This is a genomic window from Gammaproteobacteria bacterium, assembly GCA_034522055.1.
Lineage (GTDB): Bacteria > Pseudomonadota > Gammaproteobacteria > JAABTG01 > JAABTG01 > JAABTG01.
This window is the reverse complement of the sequence record JAXHLS010000002.1, coordinates 1,770,141-1,787,716: the sequence shown is the minus strand read 5'-3', so window position 1 is coordinate 1,787,716 and position 17,576 is coordinate 1,770,141. Positions and strand designations below refer to the sequence as shown.

The following is a 17,576-nucleotide window of genomic DNA, read 5'->3' as shown; positions in this document are numbered from 1 at the left end:
TTACGCTTCGTTCCACCAAGCGTCTTAGCTCCGGTTAGCACTCAGAGGACCATTCGAGACATGACTTTGTACTGTTCATCCTGTCGGCGCGACAATACCGAAGGTCCGAATGGAACAAAGACGGTGACATTCCAAGGAATCGTCTGGTGTACGTCGTGCGCGGCGGTCAGGCGAACCTCCAGTGGCTCAATCTACGTCGATACGCCAAGTCCGGGCCGAATGTATGAGGGAGAGAACGAGGATCCCATAGATGCATGGGAAGACTGTTACGACAAGAAACCGAAGAAGCGGATCCTGAAGGCCACAGCGAAAACTGAGATTCAACGCGCCTGGGAACTTTGGTCCGGAGACAAATCAAGTCAGCAAGCGAAGCTTATCTTTTTTCGCATGGCTAACCCGGCATCATACGTAGGATCTTAAGTAAGCCCTTGATCCATTGAACTAAAAGCGCTCCATCCGATCAGATCAACGAGGCAAACGCCAATTCACGTCGTGATCTGGAGGTATCGGATGGAGCATGAAAAATTTAGCACGGTGGCCCAGTCGTTGATACGTATCTTTGGGGTGAGCGCCTTGGATGCCGTGGGTCGGGAGACCGGGTTTTGCCAGCGCCACCGGCTGGTCACGGCCAGCCGCCTGGTGCTCGGCCTGTTGGAGGTCATGGCCTCGGGCACGGCACGTTGTATTGCCGATCTGCATCGCGGGTTCAATGCCTTGGCCGGGACGACGGTGCAGTACAAACCGTTTCACAATCAGCTGGCCAAGCCGGCGTTTGCGACCTTGATGCGCACCGTGCTGGGCCGGGCGCTGGAGGAGCTGGCGGTGGAGGCCTTGCGTTTCTCGCCCGAGAGCCCTTTTGCGCAGTTTGCGCATATTTGCATCCAGGATGGGACCTCGTTTGCGGTCAAGCCGGCCCTGGCGGACAGGTATCCCGGGCGGTTCACCGCCATCAGCCCGGCGGCGGTGGAGTTGCATGTGGATTTGAATCTGTTGGAGGAGCGGGTGAATCGCGTGGTGATGACGCCGGACTGCGCGACGGAGCGTACTTTTCTGCCCGAGGCCGAAGCGGTCACCGGGGGCCTGTTGCTCGCCGATCGGGGCTATTTCGATACGGGTTACCTGCGGACCCTCAGCCAGACGGGTGGCCATTTCATCGTCCGCGCGGGTACCGGCATCAATCCCCTGGTCCTGCGGGCCACGGGCCCGGATGGCCGGGCCATCAAGGGTGCCGCCAACCAGCCGCTGAAGACCCTGCTGACGAAACTCGGCAAGCTGGACCATGCCGACCTCTGGGTGCGCTTCGAGAGTAAAGGCCAAGGCTTCGAGTGCCGCATCGTGGCGCACCCCAACCCCAAGGAAGGGAGGCTGCGCTACCTGGTCACCAACCTCGACCCCGACGTCTTCAGTCCCGCCCACATCAGCGATGCCTATCGCCTGCGCTGGCAGATAGAGCTCCTGTTCAAGGAGTGGAAATCCTTCGCGGGCCTGCACCGCTTCGATACCGCCAACCCTCATATCGTCGAGGGACTGATTTGGGCCGCCCTGTGCGCCGCCACCCTGAAACGCTACTGTGCCCACCGCACTCAGCACCTGTTCGAAGTGGCCGTCTCCACCCAGCGGGTGGCCAAGTGCATCCATCATGTCCTCCGAAACATCCTCGCGGCTTTACTGTATGAGCCCGACCGCCTGCCGCATCACGTCGAACACGCGTTGCGCTACCTGGCGGGCAATGCCCAACGCGCCCATCCGGACCGTGATCGCAAGACCGGACGCCTCAAGCTGGGGCTGGAGCATGTGTATCTTGGGGCTTAAGAACTAACCTATGAACCCGGCATAGACCATATTTCCTTACTTTCCGCTGTAAGGGAGACCGCTGGCAAAGGGTTCATAGCTGGTTGATCCAGTACGAAAGACAACAGTCCCGAGTAAAGCGATGAATGCGTTCAATGCTAACAAAGTCATCCAGCCGACGCTCGTACCTCGCGCGGCTGATGGCAGGCGTTATGCGCAAATAAGCCTTGACATACCATAATTGGTATATATCCTGGTTATGGTATGTGGTACATATATGAGCATAGGCGTGTTTCCAAGCAGCTTGGCTCTATACCAAGCGATGTACTTAAGCGGTACGAGAAATGGAAGGATATCGTGGCCATATCCGGGCCTCAAGGATTACGCAAAATTAAGGGATTACGCGACGAATCGTTAAGCGGGGAGTGGAAAGGACATAGGTCATCCCGCTTAAATCAACAGTTTAGAGTTATATACAAGATCAAGAAAGATAGAGTTCTCGTCGAAGTGGTAAGCGTGACGCCTCACGATTATCGGAGGAAGTAGCATGAGGGAATATTCCAAAGCCAAAAAACGCATCGATGTCTCCGTAGGAGAATCTGTCAAAATCCTGCGTGAGTTGCAGGAGCTCAGCCAAAACGAACTGGCTGAATTAACTGGTATTCCGCAATCAACGATCTCCGCTATTGAGAATGATCGTGTTCAGCTCGGAGTTGAAAGAGCAAAAGTATTGGCACGAGCACTGAATTGCCATCCCGCTGTACTGGTCTTTCCTGGCTGGGATATTGAGCGCGAATCAGCCGCATAACGAATAATGGCACTTGCTCGTTGCTCAACGCGTTGATCTTTTTAGAAATATGAATCTTTTCTTCCGAATTACGGTGACAGTGGAATTACGGTGACAGTGCATTCAATTGGCTCCGTCGACACCTCCGGTTAGTTTCGTTCCATGGCTCGCCTCGCCCGCGTCGTCCTTTCGCATGTTCCGCATCACGTGACCCAGCGCGGCAGCGGGCGAGCACGGACGTTTTTTGGCGACGCGGACTATCGGCTCTATCGGGACCTCCTGGTCGATCATGGCCGACAACACGGGGTCGGTATTTGGGGATGGTGCCTGATGCCGAACCACGTTCATCTGATCCTGACGCCGTCGGACAAGGACGGGCTGCGGGCAGTGCTGTCGCGGGTTCACCGGCAGTATGCCGGGCATGTTCATGCCCGCGAACGGCGCACCGGTCATTTCTGGCAGGGCCGGTTCGGGTGTGTGGCGATGGACGAGGCACATCTGGTCGCGGCCATGGCCTATGTGGTGTTGAACCCCCTGCGGGCACGGCTGGTGGAAAAAGTGCAGGACTGGCCCTGGTCATCCATCCACGCCTACCTTCGTCCTGACAAGGGGGACGGCGTGACGGACGTCGAGGCGCTAACGCCGTACCTGGTGGCCGCGAAGCAGATCATCGCTGCCGGCGAAGAAGACGCCCGGTTCGACGCCCTGCGCCGGTCGGAAACGATCGGCCGCCCCATTGGAAACGATGCCTTTCTGCGGTGGGTCGAGGAGCAGGTCGGGCGAACGCTGAAGCCGGGCAAGCGGGGGCCGAAGCCGCATAGGCGAGGAGGCGGTGATGGGTAGCGGAAATAAATGCACTGTCACCGTAATGCCGTAATGCCCAGCGGGGGCATCCCGCCGGACGGTGCCGCGCCCGCCTGGCCGCCACCGCTCCGGGCCGCGGGACGCTGCGCCTGGGTGCTGCGCCGGGCCTGCTCCTGGCGGACCTGCTGGGCCCGGGCCAGTTCCTGCCGGCGCATCTCCGCCTGGATCTGCGAGCGCTTGCGCTGGACGCCGGCCCGGAAGGCATCGAGCTGGCCGGGTGAGACCTTCCGCAGCACCGGGGACCGCTCCAGCTCCCGGAGCGTGGTGAGCCCGCCCGGCGAGACCGGCACCCCGGCCAGCTCCTCCTGGAGGGCCTCGAAGGCCTCGTCGTCCTCGGCGAAGGCGGCGCGCATCTCCGCCTCACGCTCGGCGAGCCGCGTGGCGAGGGGCGCCAACTCCTCCCGGGTCAGGTAGCCCCCGGCCTCCTCCATCTGGCCGATCCAGTTGGGCATCTGCCGAAGACCGTGGACCTCCAGATCGGCCGGCTCGCCCAGGAGCACATCGCGGGCGAGGGCCAGCTGACCGGCAAGGCGCCGGCTGGGACGGTACCCCTCGAGCCGGTCGACGGTGCGCTCCAGGCGGGTCAGGGCCCGCTGGCGCCAGGCCAGGGCCCGGCGCGAGCCGTCGATGGCCTTGATGGCCTCGTAAAGGCGCCTGCCGGCCGCCTCGTCCTTCGTCTGGGCACGACACTGGTTCAGCCCCTTGCGGACCTGGAGGATGTCGCTGTTGGACCACTCAAGAGCGGGCACACCGAACAACGGCACCGCCAGATCGTCCTGCAGGAGATTGCTGAGCTTCACCTCCGGCACGGGCGCGAAGGTCTCGTCGGGCTTGAGCTCGGCGGCCCACTGCTCCAGCGCCTCACACCCCGGCATCTCCAGGGCGTGGACGGGCTCAAGGACCACCGCCGTCCCCAGGACGGCGGCCGCGATGGTGACGCGTGAAGGCATGGGCATGGTTCCTCCTCGGGTTATTGGCGTCGTTCGAAAACCAGGCGACCGCCCCGCGACCGAATCACCATCCGTGATGAGGGGCCCGCGGCGCCTGTCGTTTATCCCCCTTGGCCGATCCTAGACCACTCGCTCCCTCGTTTCCTCGCCGGCGACCCGCGCATCCCCCCAGGCTCCCGGTATAGAATTCCTGCCATCCGCCTGCCGCCTGCCGCCTGGTGGACTTTCGCAAGCGTGATGGCGAGGATAGACGGACCCAACCCGCCGCGCCCCGGCGGCCCATGTTTCGCTGTAGCTCGCCCTGCGACGAGGTAAGCCGTGTCCCGAACTCTCCGCGCCGTTCTGATCCTGCTCCTCTTCTGGCCCCTGTCCTGGCTCATGTTCTGGCCCGCCTGGGCCCAGGCCGCGGGCGATGGGGCCGATCCCGGGACGCTTACCGTCTCCGCGGGGACGGCGAGGAGATCCCGGTCGAGCGCTACGGTGACGGCCGGCATACCCTCCTCTGGCTCGCCCCCGATTACGGCTTCCGTGACAGCCACCGCGGGCTGGCCAAGGCGCTGGCGGATGGCGGCTACGCGGTGTGGCTGGTCAACCTTACCGACGCCCTGTTCCTGCCCCGCGGCCCCGATGCCCTGCGCGAGGTGGACGGCGCCGTGGTCGCCGATCTGCTGGTCGCCGCCCATGCCGCCAACGGGGGCCCGGTGGCCGTCGTCGCCGAGGAGTACTCCGCCATCCCCGCCCTGCGTGGCATCCGCGCATGGCAGCAGCGGGCGCCGGAGACAGACATCCTTACCGGGGCCGTACTCTTCACGCCCGCCCTCTACGCCGGGGTGCCGGCCCTGGGGCGCCCGCCCCCCTACGTGCCGGTGGCCCGTGCGACCAACGTGCCCATCCTGGTGATCCAGCCCGCGGAGACCAACAACCGCTGGTACCTGGACGGCCTCCTCGAGCGCCTCGGCAGCGCCGGCGCCGAGATCTATCTGAAGCCGCTGCCCGAGGTGCGTTCGGTGTTCTACTTCGAGGAGCCGACCCCGGCCGAGGAGCGCGCGCGCAAGCGCCTTGCCGGGCGCCTGCCCGGGGTCCTCGCGCTGCTGGAGCACACGCCCCACCCGTTGGCGGCGGCCCCGGAGCCGCCCGCCGAGGAGACCGGCGCGACGGGGTTGGACCACGCCCTCGCGCCCTACCGGGGCACGGTCCGGCCCCAGCCCCTGGACCTCGAGACGGCTTCCGGAACACCGTACCGGCTGCAGGACTACTCCGGCCAGGTGACGGTGCTGAACTTCTGGGCCACCTGGTGCCCGCCCTGCGTGGAGGAGATCCCGTCCCTGAACCGGCTGCGCAAGCACATGGAGGGGTTGCCCTTCGACCTCGTGTCCGTCAACTACGCGGAGGGGCCCGCAGAGATCCGGGCGTTCATGGACAAGGTGCAGGTGGATTTCCCGGTGCTACTCGACCCCGGGGGCCGGGTGGCGGCCGACTGGGGGGTGTTCACCCTCCCCGCCACATTCGTTATCGGCCCCGACGCGACCATCGTCTACGGGGTGAACGCGGCCATCGCCTGGGACGCTCCGGAGGTGGTGGAGGCTCTCAAGGCGCTCCTGCCGGAGGGCGGCTGAGCACCGGGGCGCGCTCACCGGCCGGCTGCGTGATCCGGTCCACAGCGTGGTTACACTCCCTTTGCTCAGTGAAGCTGATTGAAGACTTCCGGATACTGCTCAGCAATACGCAACAGCGCAACCGCCGGGCCTTGCGGCGCCCGCCGACCCTGCTCCCAGTCCTGAAGGGTTCGCACGCTTACTCCCATAAGACCGGCAAAGGCTGATTGCGACATGTTCAGCTTCAGCCTGATCACCTTGGGCGGCGAGGGCTCTGAAAGCTCATGAGTCCGCAGTGCCACCTTAGCCTTCTTGAACTGCTTGATTTCATTGATACCGTCAAGAATCTCTGTCCCAAGGTTTCTGTCACCCATTTTTGATTGCCTCCGCTATCTGCTTGAGCGTGTGCCCAGGAATACTGGCGCGCTCCGATTTACTGTACAGCGTGAGCATCCATATTTCGTGGTCAGATTTCTTCCAATAGTAAATCACTCTGATACCACCGCTCTTTCCTGAACCCGCTGTTGCCCATCGGACTTTGCGAACACCACCTGAGCCTTTGATGAGATCCCCCGCATCCGGCTTCTGCAAAAGATATGTTTGAAGCCCGCGGTACTCGTCGTCTGTGAGGTAACTCTGCAACAGCTTGGTGAATGTCGAGGTTTCGATGAAGAGCATCGTAAAAAAATACGGCAATGCCGTATAACAATCAAGCCCGGGCCGGTGTGAGATGTTTCTGTGCCTTATGGGAGTACGCCCATTATCCCTCCGGCAACCCGACCCCGTCGGCCAGGTGAAACCTAGACATCGAAGCGTTCCTGCAATGCACCACGGACGAAGTCGTAGGTGCAGGAGTTCTCGCCACTGTGGATAAGGTTGTCGTCCTCGTCGCGAAAAGTGATGTACGGATGGACTTCGACGCCGTTGGCCTCGATCTGCGAGGTGTCATCGATGGTGCTCGCGATGCTGAAGGCAATGCTGGCGGTGATTTCTTCCAGTTCGAGGCCTTTCAGGCCGGCTTCCGCGAGCTTGATCCTGACCTTGTCGATGACCTCGCCGATGAAGATGGCCTGCAATTCATCGAACCTGTCCTCGTCGAGTTTCAGCTGCATCTTCAATCCTCCTGTTATCCGGAATTCGGGCTTGAGCGCAGGCCCATTTTACGCCCCCTTCACCGCGCGGATCCTGTCGTAGGACTTCGATTCGTTTCAGGATGGTCGCCGCTGGGACCATTTCCACGGGTACATCACCGCGTAGGCCCGCCAGGGCCGCCAGGTGTCCGCGCGACTGCCGCGCCGACCGGCCGCCGCGGCCCGCCCCCCGCAACGCCCGCGGACTGCGGCCGAACACCCTATCCAGCTCGTCGTTGAAACGACGCCGGCTGCCGAGCCCGGCAGATGGGGGGCAGTAGATGCCGTTGGTCAGCACGCCGACGAAGAACGCCCCGTCGAAACGCGGCTCCCGCGCCAGCCTCGCCCCCTCGCAGATGTGATGCTCCGGTAACATGGCAGCTTCACCGAATCGCCCGGGTCACTATAATCCCACTGTGCCACCGAAACCCCCGAGTCCCGGGTAGAGTAGAGAGCAGGCCCTAACGCCCGTAGGTCCGGCTTAGCGGTTCCCGCCCCTTTCGTTTGGCGGTGCCTAAATAGTGCCTGCACGAGAAACTCAAAAGAGTTTATTGATCAACGGCATAAGCTAATAATCGCGACGCGAAGAATGCGACGGTTCCGTTTGCTGGATTGCAAGATAAATCTGTAACGCATTGATCTGCATTGATATAATGGCGGCGTAACCGGTGAGGGCCGGACGGTACAGGCGCACAAGGCCCTTGAGAGACGCAATCTTCGCCAGGATGAAATTCGTATGCGCAAGGTGATCGAGCCGCAAATGCAGATCGGCGAGCAGGACATCGGCGCGATTTGGCTCGATCCCAAATCGCGCGATGACATCCCGCAGCTCCTGCGGGGACTGCAGCACATCTACACCACGCCCGCGTTGCGCGAGCGGGTTTTCGCGATCCTTGAAGAGGTGCGCCCGGTACGTGATAGCGAGGCAGAAAATGTCCTGGTGGCCCCTAACGCCGGTCGGCCGGGGATGTCGCAGTGGAAGATCCTGGTGCTTGGCGTACTGCGCCTGGGGCTCAGTGCCGACTACGACAGGGTCCGGGAACTGGCCAACGAGCACAACACGATCCGCCAGTTCCTCGGGCACGGCGACTGGACCGACACCTATCTCTACCCGATGCAGACGCTACGGGATAATCTGCGCCTGTTCACCCCGGAGCTCCTGGACCGGATCAATCAAGAGGTGGTGCGTGCGGGGCACAAGGCGCTAAAAAAACCTAGAAGAAGGGCTCGTCGGGCGCTGTGACTCGTTCGTGGTGGAGACCGATGTGCATTTCCCCACCGACATCAACTTGCTGCTCGACGCCATCCGTAAGGTCATCGATTTGAGCACCGAACTGGCCGAACTCCACGCGCTGCCCGGTTGGCGTCAGCATGCCCACCATCAGCGCCAGTTTAAGCGCCAGTACCGAATCGTCCAGCGGCTCAAACACTCCACCTCCAAGGACGAAGACAAGCGTCAAGCCAAACTGCAGGATATCGCCGAGGCCCACGGCACCTACCTGGAACTGGCCGAGGACCACCTGACCCGTGCCGAGCAGATCCGCCAGAAAGTGCCGGCCTCCTGTGCGCTGAGCGAGGGGCTGCTGCGCGAGCTTGATGAATTCATGACCCACGCCAATCGGCAGATCGATCAGATCCGCCGCCGCGTGCTCCAGGGCGAGCGCATCCCCCACAAGGAGAAGGTCTTCTCGTTGTTCGAGCCCCACACCGAGTGGATCAGCAAGGGCAAGGCCGGGGTGCCGGTGGAGTTGGGGTTGCGGGTGTGCGTGATGGAGGACAGCGACCGTTTCATCCTGCACCACCAGGTGATGCAGATGTGCACCGATGATCAGGTGGCCGTACCGATGGTTGAGGAGACGAAGGAGCGATTTGCGCCACTGCGCGCTGTTAGCATGGACAAGGGCTTCCACAGTCCAGCCAACCAGGCGGCCTTGGCTGAGCGTCTGGAGCGGGTGGTCCTGCCGAAGAAGGGTCGTCTCTCTCAGGCCGACAAGGTGCGCGAGAGTGATGAGGAATTTCTGCGCCTGCGCCATCGCCATTCGGCGGTGGAGTCGGCCATCAATGCCCTGGAGGTTCATGGTCTGGACAAGTGTCCGGACCACGGCATCGAGGGCTTCAAGCGCTATGTGGCGCTGGCCGTGCTCGCACGCAACATTCACCGCCTTGGCGCGCTGCTGCGTCAGCAAGAACAAGAGCGGGAGCGGCGAAGGCGCGGCCCCTACCGAAAGGCTGCCTGAGCAGCGCTCCGAAGCCGATACCGCGCCACGCGGACAGGAGAGGAGCGTCTGCACATCACCATCAATGCGAAGCATTCGCATTGGATGACGCCACGCATCTCAAAACAGTCGCCAAGGTGGAACACCGGCCATCAGTACCTGAGTGTCACGCTGGGAATTTGCCGGGAAATACGGGTTTTCGTGCAGGCACTAAATAGCCGGGCCGTAGCCACCAGGGCCAGCCCTCCCTCATCAAACCGTGCATACGGTTCTCCCGTACACGGCTTTCCGATGTGCTTCACGCCAAGGCATGCGCTGATGTAGGTGGCTGTAAAAACCCGCGCATTATGTCACGCAATACATAATGCGCGGGTTTAAGCAGCCGCCAACAGCCGGGTTGATCGTTCATAATTAATGAACTATCGTTCATCTATTATGAACGATTGGATTGGGCTCTATGGGGCTCTCAGTAATGCCCTGTTTACCGAGACCCAGAAAAAGGTTCTGGGTTTGCTGTACGGGCAGCCGGACCGGACTTTTTATACCAAGGAGATCCTGCGCCTGACCGGCATGGGAGTGGCGACCATAAAGCGCGAACTCGACCGCATGCGGGCGGCGGGTATTCTGCGTATGACCCGGATTGGAAACCAGCACCACTACCAGGCGAACCCACGGTGCCCGATCTACGGCGAATTGATTGGTATTGTCAAAAAAACCGTTGGCGCAACCGAGGTCATCCGGCGTGCGCTAACACCGCTGGCGGAACTTATTGATCGGGCCTTCATTTTTGGTTCCGTGGCCAGTGGCAAGGAGAGCGCGAGCAGCGACATCGACTTGCTGATTATTGGTGAAGCGGGATTCGCGGATGTGGTGAAGGCGCTCTATCCGGTTCAGGAAACCCTCGGCCGGGAAATAAATCCGAAGATTTACCGCAAGGAGGAATGGACTCGAATGAAGACCGCGCAGGATGCCTTTGTCACCGAACTGATGGCAAAGCCGCGCCTCGATGTGATCGGGAACGACGATGAGCCTGGATAATCTTGTCGGGATCAGCCTGGAAAAGGTCACGCCGGACGCGGCAATAATCGCGCGGCTGTTGTCGGCGGCGGAGCGGAACATTGCCGATGCGCACGTGAAGGAGATCAGCACCGAGAATCGTTTCGATGCGGCTTACAAGGCCATCATGCAGCTCGCCAACGCGGCCCTGCAAGCCAATGGTTTCAGGACTCTGACGAGCAGGCCCGGTCATCACATGACCATGATCCAGACCCTCAGCCAGACGGTGGGCGTGGACAAACAGCTGGTGATTGTACTGGATGCCTTACGCAAGCAGCGTAATGTCGCGGATTACTCCGGTGATACCGTGCCAGCCAGCGCGATGGAGGAATGTGTGTCGTATGCCGAGACGTTGCGGAATGCCGTTGTTGGTTGGTTGAAAGAGAACAAGGCAGAGTTGCTTCGGAATAAAGAAGAATAGTGGTATCTACGCCTGTGCCCAACGAAAAACCCGCGCCAATACCGGCTTTGCGCGATAGCGGGCTGTCGGTTGCCAGGAGCAACCGACCTACAGATTCATTAACCACGAAAGTCACGAAAGACATAGATAACTACGAAAAACGCGAAAGGCGCGAAAGTTAAGGGCCACCGCCGGAGCGCTCGGGCTGGAGATGCGCCGGGTTGAAAAGGGGGAGCCCTCTCCATTTATTCTTTCGCGTCTTTCGCGGTTAAAATGGTTTTAGAGCCGTCACAACCAGAATTACGGAATTACGGTGACAGTGCATTCAATTGACTCCCTCGACACCTCCGGTTAGTTTCGTTCCATGGCTCGCCTCGCCCGCGTCGTCCTTTCGCATGTTCCGCATCACGTGACCCAGCGCGGCAACGGGCGGGCGCGGACGTTTTTTGGCGACGCGGACTATCGCCTCTATCGGGACCTCCTGGTCGATCATGGCCGACAACACGGGGGCGGTATTTGGGGATGGTGCCTGATGCCGAACCACGTTCATCTGATCCTGACGCCGTCGGACAAGGACGGGCTGCGGGCAGTGCTGTCGCGGGTTCACCGGCAGTATGCCGGGCATGTTCATGCCCGCGAACGGCGCACCGATCATTTCTGGCAGGGCCGGTTCGGCTGTGTGGCAATGGACGAGGCGCATCTGGTCGCCGCCATGGCCTATGTGGTGCTGAACCCCCTGCGGGCACGGCTGGTGGAAAAAGTGCAGGACTGGCCTTGGTCATCCATCCACGCCTACCTTCGTCCCGGCAAGGGGGACGGCGTGACGGACGTCGAGGCGCTGACGCCGTACCTGGTGGCCGCGAAGCAGCTCATCGCTGCCGGCGAGGAAGACGCCCGGTTCGACGCCCTGCGCCGGTCGGAAACAATCGGCCGCCCCATTGGAAACGATGCCTTTCTGCGGCGGGTCGAGGAGCAGGTCGGGCGAACACTGAAGCCCGGCAAGCGGGGGCCGAAGCCGCGATAGGCGAGGCGGCGGTGATGGGCAGCAGTATTAAGTGCACTGTCACCGTAATGCCGCCTATTCGGTGGTCAGCTTGGCGCGGTTCTGCTCCAGGGTCTTGGCCCCGATGCCCTTGACCGCCGCCAGTTCGTCCACTGACTTGAACGGACCATGGGCATCGCGGTAGGCGACGATGGCGCTGGCCTTCTGCATGCCCACCCCCTTGATGGCCTCGGCGATGACCTCGGCGCTGGCGGTGTTGATGTTCACCGGACCGAGGGCAAGGACCATGGAAGGCAGGACTAAGGCGAGGGAAAGAATGGCACTCCTTAGAATCTTCATGATTCACGATCTCCTTTGGTTGAAAGTTCCGTTTAGCTGTCGTCTCCGACGACGGGTAAAGATTAGGCCAAAACGCTTGCCAATAGAAGCCCTACCAGAGCTTCACCCCCGCCGCCGCCAGGCGCCGGATCTCCTCCTGGAATTCCGGCGGGCCGTAACCGATGGCTTGCTGTTCGACCGCGTAACCCTCCGGGGTCAGCACCTGCTCGGTGTAGATGAGGGGGCGGGCCTGCTCTGTGGCGTAGCGTTTCAGCCAATCCAGGGCGCGGCCGGGAATGCGCCGACCCACCGGCACGGCCAGGTCCACGGGCCGCCCGTGCCATTCCCGCACCCCGGGGATGATCAGCACCTTGGCGCGGTCGGGGCGCATCCATTCGGGATAGGGACTGCCCGCCATGCGCCAGCCGCAGATGAAGTTCTTGCACGGGTCCTCGGGACGGTCTTCGTAGATGGCACACCCCGCGCCGGTGCTGAAGCGGCACGGCTTGCCCGGCGCCACCTCGTGGCCATAGACCTCCATGCGCACCCAGCCGTCACAACAGCCGGTGCAGGGTTGGCATTCACGCTCGGAAGGTGGGACGGGCATGGCAGGCTTTCCGGCAGCGTGGGGTCAGCCGGCCTTGAGGATCCCCACCACCAGGCCGCCCACGGCCAGGGTGGTGGCGAAGGACCACACCATGAAGCGATCCATGCGGCGGGTGAGTTGGTCGAAACGGGTATCGACCTGCTGGAAACGTCCGATCATCTCCTCGAAGCGCTTGTCGACCTGCTCGAAGCGCTTTTCCACTTGCTCGAAACGTTTGTCGACCTGCTCGAAGCGCTTGTCGACCTGCTCAAAGCGCTTTTCCATCAGCGCAAACCCCTGCTGCATCAGCTCCCGCTGGTGCCGGAGTTCCTCCTCCACCCGCACCACCCGTTCCCGTAACTCCGGGTCGAAGCCGCTTCCAACGCGACTGAAACCCCACTCCGTGAGCCAGTCCACCACGTGGTGCTTGATGTAGTCTATGTCTTCCTGGGCCAGTGCCACTGCCGCTCTCCCTGCCATGGATTTGCTGCAAGTCTAATGGGAGGAAGGGAAAAATACAGCCCGGCCCCGGGGCCCGGTATGAAGCGAGGGGGAGCACTCAGGGCAAGAGGTCCGCCACCGCCAGCGGGGCGCCTGCCCAGGCCAGGGGGGCGATGGTGGCCCCGGCCTTCAACTCTCGGCGCTCTTCATAGGCCTCTCCCCGCGGGCTGCGGTGAACCTCCAGGGCCGCCTCGGCGAGGTTGGCGATCCAGTACTCCGGAATGGCGTTGCGGGCGTAGACGCGCTGCTTGCGGGTACGATCCAGACCGAGGCTCGACTCCGCCACCTCCACCACCAGCAGCGCCGTGGCGGGATGAGCCTTGATGTAGTCCCGGGGCACCCCTGGCACGACGGCCACGTCTGGCTCCGGTTCCGAATGGTCATCCAGGGCCAGGGGCAACTGAAAACGCACGTGGGCATCCTCCGGGCAGCCCTTGCGCAAGGCCTCTCCGACGAGCTGCACCACACCGGCGTGGCGGCTGCCCTGGGGCGTCATCTCTATCACCGCTCCATCGATGAGCTGCACCCGGGTATGGGGGCCCAGGATCCCCTCATCCACCATGCGGTCGTACATGTCCCGGGTCCAGCGAAAGGCTTGTGGTGCGGCGATGGTCATCCCCGTGCTCCGAGGCATCCGAATGATGCGGCTGCGTCCGTTGATAGCAAAAAGCCGCCACCGCGTAAAGCCGCCCGAACCCGCGTTGCCTTTGAGACAACCACGAAAGACACGAAAATCACGAAAGGCATGATATAACTACAGAATACGCGAAAGGCGCGAAAGTTACCCCGAGTGTCGGTAGCCAAGAGCAACCGACGGTTTTAACCACGAAATACACGAAACAACTCGAAAATCAGAGACGTAGGCCGGCTGCTCCTGGCAGCCGACGGGAATTACGGAATTACGGTGACAGTGGAAGGTGACGCGGGAGTCAATTAAATGCACTGTCACCGTAATTCCGTAATTCGAAATGTGCAGCGACTGAAACCCTGGAGATCAGCCGGGTGCGGAATGCTTCCGCCGGTGGCTCAAGCCAAACAGCCCGCACATGCCGCTTAAAAACAGCCAGGCCGAGGCAGGAAGGGGAACCGCAGAGGGAGGGTCGATCAGCGCCGGTGTAAACTCGACGTCCAGCCAGGAAGTCAGAAACTTGTTGGTTTGAACGAATACGGAAGAGATCGGCGCTACTCCCGGGCCGCCAACGACCAGGTCGAGGTTTGATCCCGAGGTCACCGTACCCATCGCCAGATCAATCGCCGTTGCCGTGGGATTCTGTATGACGTTGCCATTGACGCTCTGTGAAGTTTGCGACGGGTCTCGTAGGTAATCCACGGGGACATCATAGGCACGTACGGTTCTATCATCGTTGTCTTTGTGATCGCTGAATCCGATACGAACTTGTTCGACCGGGTTCACCCAGCGCAAAATGAATCCTGAGCCACCGATCACCGTCAGACCCGGGCCTTCTAAACTGAGGTCGTCCACCGCTACAGTACCACCCGTCGGTGCCGCCACCTCCAATTCCAGGCCGAATCCGCTGAAAATCTTCGTATTAATTTCATCTTCCAGCGCCTGGCTCCTGAACAACGCAAAGAACGTCGGATCAATGGCTTGAAACGCCGTGGTATTCATCGAAATTGTTACGCCGTATGCCTGCCCTGACAGTAAAAAACAGGGGGCCAACAGGAGAAACCGCCATCGATTAGTCATTATTTTTTACTCCTGAAAACTTACATTTTTGCACCAGACAGGGCCTTCTGATTCCGTGAAGGCTATCGAAGCGAGTACTCCTGAATGCAGTGAAATATGTCGCCTGACTCCCACTTTTAACATGACTGGATAATGCCCGCATCGCCCAAACGAGGTAAATATTAACCCGGCGCCAACATATGTTGTGTTCAGGACAACGCAAAATGCGCCAGACAAAGTATAGGAAGGATTAACGCCCTTTTCACCCAAGTCCACACGTAGTGGAAGAAGAACCCCCCTTTTTACCCACGTCCAGCGAATTACGGTGACGAATTACGAATTACGGTGACAGTACATTCAATTGACTCCCTCGTCCGAATTACGGTGACAGTGCATTCAATTGACTCCCTGAATTACGGTGACAGTGCATTCAATTGACTCCCTCGTCACCTCCGGTTAGTTTCGTTCCATGGCTCGCCTCGCCCGCGTCGTCCTTTCGGATGTTCCGCATCACGTGACCCAGCGCGGCAACGGGCGGGCACGGACGTTTTTTGGCGACGCGGACTATCGCCTCTATCGGGACCTCCTGGTCGATCATGGCCGACATTACGGGGTCGGTATTTGGGGATGGTGCCTGATGCCGAACCACGTTCATCTGATCCTGACGCCGTCGGACAAGGACGGGCTGCGGGTGGTGCTGTCGCGGGTTCACCGGCAGTATGCCGGGCATGTTCATGCCCGCGAACGGCGCACCGGTCATTTCTGGCAGGGCCGGTTCGGGTGTGTGGCGATGGACGAGGCACATCTGGTCGCGGCCATGGCCTATGTGGTGTTGAACCCCCTGCGGGCACGGCTGGTGGAAAAAGTGCAGGACTGGCCCTGGTCATCCATCCACGCCTACCTTCGTCCCGGCAAGGGGGACGGCGTGACGGACGTCTGGGCGCTGACGCCGTACCTGGTGGCCGCGAAGCAGATAATCGCTGCCGGCGAAGAAGACGCCCGGTTCGACGCCCTGCGCCGGTCGGAAACAATCGGCCGCCCCATTGGAAACGATGCCTTTCTGCGGCGGGTCGAGGAGCAGGTCGGGCGAACGCTGAAGCCCGGCAAGCGGGGGCCGAAGCCGCCATAGGCGAGGAGGCGGTGATAAGCAGGAGAATTAAATGCACTGTCACCGTAATACCCGTAATACGTAATATCGGCCCTGTTCGCCATTTGTGCGCGGGTTTAAGCAGCCGCCAACAGCCGGGTTGATCGTTCATAATTAATGAACTATCGTTCATCTATTATGAACGATTGGATTGGGCTCTATGGGGCCCTCAGTAATGCCCTGTTTACCGAGACCCAGAAAAAGGTTCTGGGTTTGCTGTACGGGCAGCCGGACCGGACTTTTTATACCAAGGAGATCCTGCGCCTGACCGGCATGGGAGTGGCGACCATAAAGCGCGAACTCGACCGCATGCGGGCGGCGGGTATTCTGCGTATGACCCGGATTGGAAACCAGCACCACTACCAGGCGAACCCACGGTGCCCGATCTACGGCGAATTGATTGGTATTGTCAAAAAAACCGTTGGCGCAACCGAGGTCATCCGGCGTGCGCTAACACCGCTGGCGGAACTTATTGATCGGGCCTTCATTTTTGGTTCCGTGGCCAGTGGCAAGGAGAGCGCGAGCAGCGACATCGACTTGCTGATTATTGGTGAAGCGGGATTCGCGGATGTGGTGAAGGCGCTCTATCCGGTTCAGGAAACCCTCGGCCGGGAAATAAATCCGAAGATTTACCGCAAGGAGGAATGGACTCGAATGAAGACCGCGCAGGATGCCTTTGTCACCGAACTGATGGCAAAGCCGCGCCTCGATGTGATCGGGAACGACGATGAGCCTGGATAATCTTGTCGGGATCAGCCTGGAAAAGGTCACGCCGGACGCGGCAATAATCGCGCGGCTGTTGTCGGCGGCGGAGCGGAACATTGCCGATGCGCACGTGAAGGAGATCAGCACCGAGAATCGTTTCGATGCGGCTTACAAGGCCATCATGCAGCTTGCCAACGCGGCCCTGCAAGCCAATGGTTTCAGGACTCTGACGAGCAGGCCCGGTCATCACATGACCATGATCCAGACCCTCAGCCAGACGGTGGGCGTGGACAAACAGCTGGTGATTGTACTGGATGCCTTACGCAAGCAGCGTAATGTCGCGGATTACTCCGGTGATACCGTGCCAGCCAGCGCGATGGAGGAATGTGTGTCGTATGCCGAGACGTTGCGGAATGCCGTTGTTGGTTGGTTGAAAGAGAACAAGGCAGAGTTGCTTCGGAATAAAGAAGAATAGTGGTATCTACGCCTGTGCCCAACGAAAAACCCGCGCCAATACCGGCTTTGCGCGATAGCTGAGTGTAAGCACAGTCTTCGAGGGTACCATTTTCACTTTTCGTGAGGGTTTCCTGCCCGCGTTCATTCCTCACTGATCCTGCACGCAGGTTTCTCGATCAGAACTGTGCTACGTCAGCGAATGGCAGTTCCAGCTGCTGTTCTTCGCCAACGGCACGGGCCTCTTGCAGCATCTGCACGATCTCCTCGCCATATTCATTGATGATCTGCTCGCGCAGCTCGTCGATGAAGGTGAGCACACTGTAGGCGTCTTCCGCCTGCCAGTGCGTGTACAGCCGCAAGACTTTCATGCTCATGATGTGGTCT

At 60.6% G+C, this 17,576-nt stretch carries 23 protein-coding genes; 12 read left to right on the top strand and 11 right to left on the bottom strand.

All coding sequences use genetic code 11. The features are described from left to right. The first annotated feature begins 510 nt into the window (after positions 1 to 510). The 4 genes from U5S82_08750 to U5S82_08735 all read left to right on the top strand — a co-directional run bounded on the left by U5S82_08750 (position 511) and on the right by U5S82_08735 (position 3,421). On the top strand, positions 511 to 1,812 hold the full coding sequence (locus tag U5S82_08750) for an IS4 family transposase (GenBank protein MDZ7751736.1): 1,302 nt from the start codon (positions 511 to 513) through the stop codon (positions 1,810 to 1,812). 243 nt (positions 1,813 to 2,055) lie between these two features. Continuing rightward, positions 2,056 to 2,337, top strand: a complete 282-nt coding sequence (locus U5S82_08745; GenBank protein MDZ7751735.1) for a type II toxin-antitoxin system mRNA interferase toxin, RelE/StbE family — start codon at positions 2,056 to 2,058, stop codon at positions 2,335 to 2,337. 1 nt (position 2,338) lies between these two features. Next, positions 2,339 to 2,599, top strand: a complete 261-nt coding sequence (locus U5S82_08740) for a helix-turn-helix transcriptional regulator (protein MDZ7751734.1) — start codon at positions 2,339 to 2,341, stop codon at positions 2,597 to 2,599. Positions 2,600 to 2,740: 141 nt separating this feature from the next. Next, positions 2,741 to 3,421 carry a transposase gene (locus tag U5S82_08735; protein MDZ7751733.1) on the top strand — a complete coding sequence of 227 codons (681 nt, stop codon included), beginning with the start codon at positions 2,741 to 2,743 and terminating at the stop codon, positions 3,419 to 3,421. 17 nt (positions 3,422 to 3,438) lie between these two features. Here U5S82_08735 and U5S82_08730 read toward each other — a convergent pair whose 3' ends face one another. Beyond that, entirely contained in the window at positions 3,439 to 4,398 is a 960-nt protein-coding gene (locus tag U5S82_08730; protein MDZ7751732.1) for a hypothetical protein, read from the bottom strand. Positions 4,399 to 4,673: 275 nt separating this feature from the next. On the opposite strand from U5S82_08730, the gene U5S82_08725 reads away from it, so the two are divergent. Next, positions 4,674 to 6,008, top strand: coding sequence for a TlpA disulfide reductase family protein (locus tag U5S82_08725; GenBank protein ID MDZ7751731.1), 1,335 nt, complete (start codon positions 4,674 to 4,676; stop codon positions 6,006 to 6,008). A gap of 65 nt (positions 6,009 to 6,073) precedes the next feature. Here the strand turns inward: U5S82_08725 and U5S82_08720 are convergent, their stop codons facing one another. The 4 genes from U5S82_08720 to U5S82_08705 form a co-directional block, all read right to left on the bottom strand. Further along, a complete protein-coding gene (locus tag U5S82_08720; protein ID MDZ7751730.1) occupies positions 6,074 to 6,361 on the bottom strand; it encodes a helix-turn-helix domain-containing protein in 288 nt (95 codons plus the stop codon). Next, positions 6,354 to 6,665, bottom strand: coding sequence for a type II toxin-antitoxin system RelE/ParE family toxin (locus U5S82_08715; GenBank protein MDZ7751729.1), 312 nt, complete (start codon positions 6,663 to 6,665; stop codon positions 6,354 to 6,356). The genes U5S82_08720 and U5S82_08715 overlap by 8 nt, the downstream gene beginning before the upstream one ends. Positions 6,666 to 6,787: 122 nt before the next feature. Continuing rightward, complete coding sequence (locus U5S82_08710) at positions 6,788 to 7,099, bottom strand: hypothetical protein (protein MDZ7751728.1); 312 nt, start codon at positions 7,097 to 7,099, stop codon at positions 6,788 to 6,790. Then, positions 7,065 to 7,493 (bottom strand): Ada metal-binding domain-containing protein, encoded by a 429-nt coding sequence (locus tag U5S82_08705; GenBank protein MDZ7751727.1) that lies wholly within the window; start codon positions 7,491 to 7,493, stop codon positions 7,065 to 7,067. Before U5S82_08705 ends, U5S82_08710 begins: the two co-directional genes overlap by 35 nt. Positions 7,494 to 7,853: 360 nt before the next feature. Here U5S82_08705 and U5S82_08700 point away from each other — a divergent pair. The 4 genes from U5S82_08700 to U5S82_08685 all read left to right on the top strand — a co-directional run bounded on the left by U5S82_08700 (position 7,854) and on the right by U5S82_08685 (position 11,813). Further along, positions 7,854 to 9,354, top strand: a protein-coding gene (locus tag U5S82_08700; protein MDZ7751726.1) for an ISNCY family transposase whose coding sequence is annotated in 2 segments (ribosomal slippage) — positions 7,854 to 8,335 and positions 8,334 to 9,354 — 1,503 coding nt in all. Because the reading frame shifts where the segments join, the coding sequence is not laid out codon by codon here. Between the two features lie 414 nt (positions 9,355 to 9,768). Further along, complete coding sequence (locus U5S82_08695; GenBank protein ID MDZ7751725.1) at positions 9,769 to 10,371, top strand: nucleotidyltransferase domain-containing protein; 603 nt, start codon at positions 9,769 to 9,771, stop codon at positions 10,369 to 10,371. After that, on the top strand, positions 10,358 to 10,810 hold the full coding sequence (locus U5S82_08690; protein ID MDZ7751724.1) for a DNA-binding protein: 453 nt from the start codon (positions 10,358 to 10,360) through the stop codon (positions 10,808 to 10,810). Before U5S82_08695 ends, U5S82_08690 begins: the two co-directional genes overlap by 14 nt. A 343-nt stretch (positions 10,811 to 11,153) precedes the next feature. Continuing rightward, a complete protein-coding gene (locus U5S82_08685; GenBank protein MDZ7751723.1) occupies positions 11,154 to 11,813 on the top strand; it encodes a transposase in 660 nt (219 codons plus the stop codon). 54 nt (positions 11,814 to 11,867) lie between these two features. On the opposite strand, the gene U5S82_08680 is transcribed toward U5S82_08685, so the two are convergent. The 5 genes from U5S82_08680 to U5S82_08660 all read right to left on the bottom strand — a co-directional run bounded on the left by U5S82_08680 (position 11,868) and on the right by U5S82_08660 (position 14,827). After that, on the bottom strand, positions 11,868 to 12,131 hold the full coding sequence (locus tag U5S82_08680) for a helix-hairpin-helix domain-containing protein (GenBank protein ID MDZ7751722.1): 264 nt from the start codon (positions 12,129 to 12,131) through the stop codon (positions 11,868 to 11,870). Between the two features lie 91 nt (positions 12,132 to 12,222). Further along, positions 12,223 to 12,717 (bottom strand): hypothetical protein, encoded by a 495-nt coding sequence (locus U5S82_08675; protein ID MDZ7751721.1) that lies wholly within the window; start codon positions 12,715 to 12,717, stop codon positions 12,223 to 12,225. Positions 12,718 to 12,741: 24 nt separating this feature from the next. Continuing rightward, positions 12,742 to 13,158: a hypothetical protein gene (locus tag U5S82_08670; GenBank protein ID MDZ7751720.1), complete on the bottom strand. Its 417-nt coding sequence runs from the start codon at positions 13,156 to 13,158 to the stop codon at positions 12,742 to 12,744. A 97-nt stretch (positions 13,159 to 13,255) separates the two neighbouring features. Next, on the bottom strand, positions 13,256 to 13,813 hold the full coding sequence (locus U5S82_08665; GenBank protein MDZ7751719.1) for a Uma2 family endonuclease: 558 nt from the start codon (positions 13,811 to 13,813) through the stop codon (positions 13,256 to 13,258). A 378-nt stretch (positions 13,814 to 14,191) separates the two neighbouring features. Next, a complete protein-coding gene (locus tag U5S82_08660; protein ID MDZ7751718.1) occupies positions 14,192 to 14,827 on the bottom strand; it encodes a VPLPA-CTERM sorting domain-containing protein in 636 nt (211 codons plus the stop codon). A 526-nt stretch (positions 14,828 to 15,353) separates the two neighbouring features. Between U5S82_08660 and U5S82_08655 the strand changes: the two genes are divergently transcribed. The 3 genes from U5S82_08655 (at position 15,354) to U5S82_08645 (ending at position 17,211) form a co-directional block, all read left to right on the top strand. Then, a complete protein-coding gene (locus tag U5S82_08655; protein MDZ7751717.1) occupies positions 15,354 to 16,013 on the top strand; it encodes a transposase in 660 nt (219 codons plus the stop codon). A 156-nt stretch (positions 16,014 to 16,169) separates the two neighbouring features. Continuing rightward, positions 16,170 to 16,772, top strand: a complete 603-nt coding sequence (locus tag U5S82_08650; protein MDZ7751716.1) for a nucleotidyltransferase domain-containing protein — start codon at positions 16,170 to 16,172, stop codon at positions 16,770 to 16,772. After that, positions 16,759 to 17,211, top strand: coding sequence for a DNA-binding protein (locus tag U5S82_08645; GenBank protein ID MDZ7751715.1), 453 nt, complete (start codon positions 16,759 to 16,761; stop codon positions 17,209 to 17,211). The genes U5S82_08650 and U5S82_08645 overlap by 14 nt, the downstream gene beginning before the upstream one ends. A 157-nt stretch (positions 17,212 to 17,368) precedes the next feature. Here U5S82_08645 and U5S82_08640 read toward each other — a convergent pair whose 3' ends face one another. Next, the gene (locus U5S82_08640; GenBank protein ID MDZ7751714.1) at positions 17,369 to 17,566 is read right to left on the bottom strand and encodes a hypothetical protein; all 198 of its coding nucleotides are present in this window, start codon (positions 17,564 to 17,566) and stop codon (positions 17,369 to 17,371) included. Between the last annotated feature and the right edge of the window lie 10 nt (positions 17,567 to 17,576).